We start from the raw sequence: 8,370 nt of genomic DNA on the forward strand, positions 1-8,370 counted from the left end.
GCTTGACACGACGCCACTACCGTCGGCGGAGCCACGCGTATACAGCCGTGGATACAGACGACGGGAGTGTGCAGCGGTGGACGGACTCGAACGGCTCCACGCCTCGCTCGACGCGACGCTCGGGCCCGTCGACGCCGCGTACGCCACCGCCTATCCCGGGACGACACCGGCGCGGCAACCCGTGCACACCGTGTACGTGCCGGCCCACCGGTACGACGCGACGACCGTCGCCGAGTGGGGGGCACACGCCCGCCGGGTGCTCGACGAGAACTGCTCCGGCCCCGGCGACCTGGCCGGCGTGACGGGGATCGAACCGGAGCTCGCCGAACAGGTCCTACCGCTCGTGCGGGCCAAGCTCGACACCGAGCCGATCGAAGATCTGCGCATCGACTTCGAGGACGGTTTTCCCCAGACGGACGTGCCCGGCCCGCACCGCGACGCCGACGAGGACGCCCACGTCGCCCGGGCCGCCACCGTTCTCACCGGCAATCCCTCCGCCACCCCGTTCGTGGGGCTGCGCTTCAAGTGTCTCGAGCCCGCCACCCGCCGTCGCGGGATCCGCACGCTCGACGCCTTCGTCGGTGCTCTCGTCGAGAAGACCTCCGCTCCGGACGGTTTCGTCATGACCCTGCCGAAGGTGACTGCACCCGAGCAGGTCTCCGCGATGGTCACCGTGTGCGAGCACCTCGAGCATGCGCACGGGCTCACCGTTCCCCTGCGGTTCGAGATCCAGATCGAGACCCCGCAGGCGATCTGCGGTCCCGACGGCACCGCGCAGGTGGCGCGGATGCTGCACGCCGCCGCGGGCCGTTGCGCGGGACTGCACTACGGCACCTACGACTACTCCGCCGCGTGCGGCATCGCCGCCGAATACCAGGCCATGGACCACCCCGTCGCCGACCACGCCAAGGCCACCATGCAGGTGGCCGCCGCCGGCACCGGCGTACCCCTGTCCGACGGATCCACCAACCGCCTCCCCGTCGGCACCCGCGAACAGATCCGGGCCGCGTGGGGCCTGCACGCCCGGCTGGTGGAGCGGTCGCTGCGCCGCGGGTTCTACCAGGGCTGGGACCTGCACCCCGCGCAACTGCCCACCCGCTATGCCGCGACGTTCGCGTTCTACCGCCGTTCGTTCCCCACCGCGGCGGCCCGCGTCGCCGCCTACCTGTCGCCGGGGCGTGACTCCGGCTATCTCGACGAACCCGCGACGGCCCGAGCCCTGGCCACATTCCTGCTCCGCGGCCTCGCCTGCGGAGCCCTCACCGAGACCGAGGTCCGCGACCGCGCGGAGACCACGCCGGACCGGCTGGCGCGGCTCGCGGGCCGACAGGAAGGACCCACCGGATGCCCACCGTGATCCGCACGCGACGCGCCGTCGTCGGCGACCGCGAACACCCCTGCTCGGTCGTGCTCCGGGACGGGCGCATCGCCGCGATCGGGGCCTACGACGCCCCTGCCCCCGCGGGCGCCGAGGAGGTTGTCCTCGCCGACGACGAGGCTCTTCTGCCCGGTCTGGTCGACACGCACGTGCACATCAACGACCCCGGCCGCACCGAGTGGGAGGGATTCGCGACCGCGACCCGCGCGGCCGCCGCGGGCGGCGTCACCACCGTCGTGGACATGCCGCTCAACTCCGTGCCGGCCACCGTCGACGTCGCTGCGCTGGAGGTCAAGAAGAAGGTTGCCGCCGAACAGATCTCGGTCGACGTCGGATTCTGGGGCGGCGCCGTGCCGGGCAACCTCGCCGACCTCGAACCGCTCTGGGACGCGGGCGTGTACGGCTTCAAGTGCTTCCTCGCCCATTCCGGGCTGGACGAGTATCCGCCGCTCGACCGGGAACAGATGCTCGCCGCGATGCGCACGATCGCGGGCTTCGGGGGCCTGCTCATCGTCCACGCCGAGGACGGGCCCACCCTCGACGCCCAGCCGCCGGCCGCGGGCCGCCGGTACGCCGGCTTCCTGCGGTCGCGTCCGCCGGCCGCGGAGTCGCGGGCCGTCGCCCAGGTGCTCGAGGGCGCCCGGGAAACGGGTTGCCGCACCCACATTCTGCACCTGTCCGACGCCGGGAGCCTGCCGCTGATCGCGCAGGCCAAGGCCGACGGCGTGCCCGTCACCGTCGAGACGTGCCCCCACTACCTGTCGCTGTTCAGCGAGGAGATCCTGGACGGTGCGACCCATTTCAAATGCTGCCCGCCGATCCGCGAGGCGAGCAACCGGGAAGACCTGTGGCGCGGCCTCGCCGAGGGCACGATCGACGCGGTGGTCTCGGACCACTCGCCGTGCGTGCCGGAACTGAAGAAGTTCGCGACCGGAGACTTCGCCGAGGCGTGGGGCGGCATCTCGTCGCTGCAGCTCGGCCTGCCGATCGTGTGGTCCCAGGCCAGGCGCCGCGGCCACACCCTGACGGAGGTGACCCGATGGATGGCCCGAGGCCCCCGCGACCTGGTGGGCATGACCGACCGGGGCGAGATCGCGATCGGCAACGTCGCGGACTTCTGCGTCCTCGCCCCCGACGACGCGTTCGTCGTCTTCCCCGAACGCCTGCACCACCGCAACGCCGTCACCCCCTATGCCGAGACCGCGCTTGCCGGGGTGGTCCGCGGGACGTGGCTCGGCGGCCGCCCCGTGGGCCGGACGCCGCGCGGGCGCCTGCTCGACCGTGAGAGGACGAACCCGTGACCGACCCCGCCTTCCTGCAGCTGCCCGACCTCGCGTCCCGGACCCTCGCCGGCTCCGTGGTGTACGCCAACGACGAACTGTTCGCCCAGCGGGAGAATCTCGTCACCCCGGAACCCCCGGCCTTCGACACCGGGGACTTCGGGCACAAGGGCAAGGTGTACGACGGCTGGGAGACCCGTCGGCGCCGCGAACCCGGCCACGACTTCGCGATCGTCCGGCTCGGGGTGCCCGGAGTCGTGCGCGGCGTGGTGATCGACACCGCATGGTTCACCGGCAACTACCCGCCGTTCGCCTCGGTGGACGCCGTCGAGACGGAGGGGTATCCGACACCGGACCAGCTGCTCGCGGCGCCGTGGCAGCCGATCCTCGACAAGGTGGCCCTCGCCGGGGACACCGCCAACACCTTCGCGGTCGACAGCGAATTCCGATGGACACACCTGCGGCTCAACATCTTTCCCGACGGTGGGGTGGCCCGGCTGCGGGTGCACGGCGAGCCCCGGCCCGACCCGGCGTTCCTCACCGGGACGATCGACCTCGCCGCGCTCGAGCACGGGGCCGACGTGGTGGACTGCTCGAACCGCTTCTACTCGTCCCCGCGCAACATCATCGCCCCCGGCCGGGCGCGGCACATGGGCGAGGGCTGGGAGAACGCCCGCCGCCGCGACGGCGGCAACGACCATGTGGTGGTGCGCCTGGCCGGGGAGGGCCACGTCGACCACGTCGAAATCGACACCTCGTACTTCGTCGGCAACGCCCCCGGGTGGGCACGACTGATCGGAATCCCGGACGGCGCAGCGCTCTCCGACGAATCCGCGTGGGTCGAGCTCGTGCCGCGGACGGCACTGCTGCCCGACTGCCGGCACCGGTTCCGCGTCGACGCGGCCGTGCCGTTGCGGCACGTGCGGCTCGACGTCTACCCCGACGGGGGCATCGCCCGGCTGCGCGTGCACGGGCGGCTGACGTAGGCGGTGCGTCCTTTGGGTGGCGGCAACAGCCCAAAGGGCACACCGGCGGCGTCAGCCGCCGGCGGTGAGAAATTGATTACCTGCGCGAAACGTGGTGGCTGTCGCCCGTAAAGGCGCTGGGCTAGAACTGTATTCATCACCGTATACAGCCTTGTGTCCCGGACGGAGCCCTCCATGGCAACAGCCCATCCCGTCGACACCCGACTGCCCTTCGGGCGGCAGTTGGCGTTCGGCATCCAGCACGTCCTGATCATGTACACCGGATGCATCACCGTCCCACTGGTCTTCGGCGCCGCCGTGGGTCTCGACCGCGAGACCGTCGCGATGCTCATCAACGCCGACCTGCTGATCGCCGGCCTGATCACGATCATCCAGAGCCTCGGCGTCGGCAAACTCGCCGGCGTCCGGCTGCCCATCGTCTGCGGCGCCACCTTCGCCGGGCTGACCCCGATGATCCTCATCGCCGAGGAATACGGCCTGCAGGCGGTGTACGGGTCGATGCTCGTCGGTGGCATCGTCGGTCTGGCCTTGGCGTGGCCGTTCGCGAAGGTGATCAAGTTCTTCCCACCGCTCGTGACCGGCGCCGTGCTCACCGTCGTCGGCATCTCCCTCATCGGTGTCGCCGGTGGGCTCATCGTCGGCACCGATCCCACCGCGCCCACGTTCGCCGATCCCGCGAACATCGCTCTCGCCGTGGCGGTCATGGCCGTCGCCATCGGATTCATCTGCCTCGGCCGCGGGATCTGGACGCAGCTCGGTGTGCTGATCGCCCTGCTCGTGGGCACCGTCGCCGCGCTGCCGATGGGCCTGATCGACCTCGGCGGTGTCTCCGGTTCCGCGTGGCTCGGTGTGCCCACTCCCTTCCACTTCGGTGGGCCCGAATTCCCGATCACCGCCGTCGTCGCCATGAGCATCGTGATGGCCGTCGTGTTCGCCGAGTCGACGGCGAGCATGCTCGCCGTCAGCGAGATCACCGGCAAGCCCGTCACCAAATCCGACATCGCCCGCGGCCTCGCCGGCGACGGCCTGTCCGGCATCTTCGGCGGCATCTTCAACGCGTTCGTCGACACGGTGTTCACGCAGAATGTCGGTGCCGTCGCCACCACCCGCGTCTACAGCCGCTACGTCACCGCCACCAGCGGCGTCATCCTCGTCGTGCTGGGTGCGCTGCCCAAGGTCGGCTCGGTCGTCGCCGCACTGCCCAAGCCCGTCGTCGGCGGGGTGGGCCTGATCCTGTTCGCCACCGTCGCCGTCGTCGGCATCAACACCCTGCGCAAGGTGGACCTCTCCGACCGGATCAACACCACCATCGCCGCGGTCGCCGTGGGCATCGGCCTCGTCCCCGAACTCGCGGAAGGCATGTTCGACAAGTTCCCGTCCGCCGCGCAGATTCTGCTCGGCAGTGGCATCACCCTCGCGGCGATCACCGCGTTCTCGCTCAACCTGCTGTTCAACCACACCAGGCTCGGCGCCGCGGCCCGGCGATCCGCCGATGGCACCCCCGGAACCGAAAGCGACCAGATCACAGGAGAATCCGTTGTCCCTGCCCACGCGTGAGCCCTTCGAGGTCCCGACGATCGACATCGGTCCGTATGTGACCGGCGGCGGGGACTCCGACCGACTCCGGATCGCCGAACAGATGGACGAGGCCTGCAGCCGCGTCGGATTCGTGCAGATCCTCGGTCACGGCATCCCCGGGACGATCCTCGACGACTTCACCACCGCCCTCGACGATTTCTTCGCCCTCCCGCTCGAGACGAAGAACCGCTACCGCGTCGCCGGCGCCAACCGCGGCTACAGTCCGCCGAAGAGCGAGTCGCTGAGCCTGAGCCTCGGGGTGGAATCCGCCGGGCGGATGAACGACTTCTTCGAGGCGTTCAACATCGGCACCGAGGCACGCTCGTTCCCCGAAGTGTCGCTGCCGGAGGAGGACTACGGTCTCAACGTGTGGCCGGACGTGCCCGGATTCCGGGCGGCGGTGCAGAATTACCGGGCGCACGCCGCGCGGGTGGCCCGCACCCTCACCCGCATCTTCGCCGACGCGCTGGGCCGGGAGCCGGACTTCTTCGACGCGCTCACCGACCACTCCATCGACGTGCTGCGGATGAACAACTACGCCCTGCCCGAAGGCACCGTCCGGCTCGACGGCGAACTCACCGGCATGGGAGAGCACACCGACTTCGGTCTGGTGACCGTGCTGTGGGCCGACCGCGTCGCCGGACTACAGGTGCTCGGCGGTGACGGCGTCTGGCACGACGTCGCCCCGATCGAGGGCGGCCTGCTCGTCAACCTCGGAGATCTGACGGCGCGGCTGACGGGCGACCGCTGGATGTCGACACTGCACCGCGTCAAGCCGCCGATCGTCGACGGCACCATCGTGCGCCGCCGCTCGGCCGCGTTCTTCCACGACGGCAACGTCGACGCGGTGATCGCCACGCTCCCCGAGTTCGCCGGCGACGAGTGCTACGAGCCCATCACCGTGCGCGAGCACATCAGAGCCAAGCTGGCCGGGTCGCGGCAGGGCCGGGCCAACACCGCCGCCGTCCGTGAGGCGGCCCGCGTGCTCGCCGCCGCGGGGCGGGACCTGCCGTGACACACGTCGTGCTGGTGCACGGGGCCTGGGCAGGGGCCTGGGTGTGGGACACCGTGCTGGGTCCGCTGCGCGCCGCGGGGTTCACTCCGCACGCGCTGGATCTGCCGGGCGCCGGCACGTGGGGCGCGACCGACGTCACCCTCGACGACGTCGCCGGCCACGTCGCCGCGCACGTCACCACGCTCGACGGCCCGGTGTTCCTCGTCGGGCACTCGGGCGGCGGCATCGTCGTCACCCAGGTGGCGGAGCAGCTCCCCGACCGTATCGCCGGGGTGGTGTACGTCGCGGGCATGATGCTGCCGTCGGGCACCGGGTTCGGGCAGCTGTGCGACGCCCTCGGTCTCGCACCACCGGTCGGGATCTCGCGGTGGCTGCGGCCCACGGCCGACGGACGGGGCACCGTGGTGCCCCCGGAAGCGGGGGCGGCGGTGTTCTTCCACGAAGCCGCCCCGGCCGACGCCGTCGCCGCCGCGCGCCGGCTCGTCCCGCAGCTCGAGACGGCCCGCCTCATGGCGCCGGCCTGGACACCGGAGCGGTTCGGGACCGTGCCCCGGCTGTACGTCGAGGCCACCCTCGACCGCACCGTCCCGCTGGTCGCCCAGCGCGAGATGCAGCGGCTCGTGCCCGGGGCCCGGGTGATCACGCTGGACACCGATCACGCGCCGCAGCTGTCGGCCCGCGACGAGCTGGTGGACGGCATTCGGCAATGGTGCCTTTCCGGACTTCCGGAGCTCCGAAAGGACGCCACGGCAGCGGCGCTGCCATAGGCTCGCAGCATGACGGCATCGGCGGCGATCGGCTCACCGGAGGAGCTGGCGCGGGCGCTGGACACGACGGGCTATCTCGCCGACGACGGCCTCGCAACGGTCGCCTTCCTGGCGCTGCGCATGGGCCGCCCGCTGTTCTGCGAGGGGGAACCCGGCACCGGCAAGACATCGCTGGCCATTGCCCTCGCCGACGCGCTGGCCCTGCCGCTGATCCGGTTGCAGTGCCACGAGGGCATCGATGCGTCCCAGGCCCTCTACGACTGGGACTTCCCCCGGCAGTTGCTGCACCTGCGCACCCTCGAGGCCGCGAGCGGCGGCCACCTGGAGGCCGAGGAGGCGGAACGCTCGCTGTACACCGAGCGGTTCCTGCTGGCGCGGCCCCTGCTGCAGGCGCTCACCGACGCGCCGTGCGTGCTGCTCGTCGACGAGATCGACCGGGCCGACGACGAGTTCGAGGCGTTCCTGCTGCAGGTGCTGGACGAGAACGCCGTCACCATCCCCGAGCTCGGGCAGGTGCGGGCGCAGACGCCGCCGCTGGTGGTGCTCACCTCCAACCGCACCCGCGAGGTGCACGACGCCCTCAAACGCCGCTGCCTGTACCACTGGCTCGAACATCCCGACCTCGCGCGGGAGGTGGAGATCCTGCGCCGCCGCATCCCGGGCATCGCCGAACACCTCGCGGAGCAGGTCGCCCACGCGGTGCAGACCATGCGCGGGATGGATCTGCTCAAGCCGCCCGGCGTCGCCGAGTCGCTGGACTGGGCACGAGCGCTGCGCGAACTCGACCGCGACGTGCTCGACGCGACGACCGCGGCCGCGACGCTGGGCGCCGTCCTCAAGTACCGGGAGGACCTCGACCGGGTGGTCCGCACCGGGCTCGACCGGCTCCTGACGGGGTGAGGCCCGCGATGACGACGGCCGCGGACGTCGGAGGTCCCCTCGTCGGGATCGCCGGGTTCACCCGCGCCCTCGCCGCGGCCGGCCTGCCCGTCGCCTCGGACGCCGCCGAGGCCTACGTGCGCGCCCTGCGCGAGATCGACCTCGGCGACCGCCGGCAGGTGTACTGGACCGGACGTGCCACCCTGTGCCACGACCCCGACGACATCCCCCGCTACGACCTCGCGTTCGAAAGCTGGTTCGGGGGAACGGCACCCGGCGTGACGTCGCCGCAGACCCGCACCCCGCGTCGGGCCCGCATCGCCGGACTCACATCCACGGGGGGTGACGAGACCGCCGGGGAGGGTCCGGAACTGCGGGTCGCCGCGGACGACGCCGACGTACTCCGCCGTCGCGACATCGCGGAACTGTCCGACGCCGAGCGGGCGCACCTCGCCGAGCTGATCGCCACGCTGCATCCGCGACCGCC

The 8,370-nt window shown here is 71.6% G+C and carries 7 protein-coding genes and 1 pseudogene; all 8 read left to right on the forward strand.

What is annotated here, in order from left to right:
• Positions 1-76 precede the first annotated feature (76 nt).
• Positions 77-1,357, forward strand: coding sequence for an aldolase (locus CQZ88_RS20100; protein ID WP_102800202.1), 1,281 nt, complete (start codon positions 77-79; stop codon positions 1,355-1,357).
• Positions 1,345-2,679, forward strand: a complete 1,335-nt coding sequence (allB, locus tag CQZ88_RS20105) for an allantoinase AllB (protein ID WP_043799987.1) — start codon at positions 1,345-1,347, stop codon at positions 2,677-2,679. The genes CQZ88_RS20100 and allB overlap by 13 nt, the downstream gene beginning before the upstream one ends.
• The gene (gene alc / locus CQZ88_RS20110) at positions 2,676-3,644 is read left to right on the forward strand and encodes an allantoicase (RefSeq protein WP_102800203.1); all 969 of its coding nucleotides are present in this window, start codon (positions 2,676-2,678) and stop codon (positions 3,642-3,644) included. Before allB ends, alc begins: the two co-directional genes overlap by 4 nt.
• A 174-nt stretch (positions 3,645-3,818) precedes the next feature.
• Positions 3,819-5,201 carry a uracil-xanthine permease family protein gene (locus CQZ88_RS20115; protein ID WP_006944112.1) on the forward strand — a complete coding sequence of 461 codons (1,383 nt, stop codon included), beginning with the start codon at positions 3,819-3,821 and terminating at the stop codon, positions 5,199-5,201.
• Positions 5,137-6,237: an isopenicillin N synthase family dioxygenase gene (locus CQZ88_RS20120; protein WP_373566453.1), complete on the forward strand. Its 1,101-nt coding sequence runs from the start codon at positions 5,137-5,139 to the stop codon at positions 6,235-6,237. The genes CQZ88_RS20115 and CQZ88_RS20120 overlap by 65 nt, the downstream gene beginning before the upstream one ends.
• Positions 6,234-7,004: an alpha/beta fold hydrolase gene (locus CQZ88_RS20125; protein WP_006944115.1), complete on the forward strand. Its 771-nt coding sequence runs from the start codon at positions 6,234-6,236 to the stop codon at positions 7,002-7,004. Before CQZ88_RS20120 ends, CQZ88_RS20125 begins: the two co-directional genes overlap by 4 nt.
• 9 nt (positions 7,005-7,013) lie before the next feature.
• Positions 7,014-7,904, forward strand: a complete 891-nt coding sequence (locus CQZ88_RS20130) for a MoxR family ATPase (protein ID WP_006944116.1) — start codon at positions 7,014-7,016, stop codon at positions 7,902-7,904.
• A gap of 8 nt (positions 7,905-7,912) precedes the next feature.
• Positions 7,913-8,370: pseudogene (locus tag CQZ88_RS20135) on the forward strand (hypothetical protein); the annotation flags it as partial.

The organism is Rhodococcus sp. ENV425, from assembly GCF_002887785.1.
Taxonomy (GTDB): domain Bacteria; phylum Actinomycetota; class Actinomycetes; order Mycobacteriales; family Mycobacteriaceae; genus Rhodococcus; species Rhodococcus aetherivorans.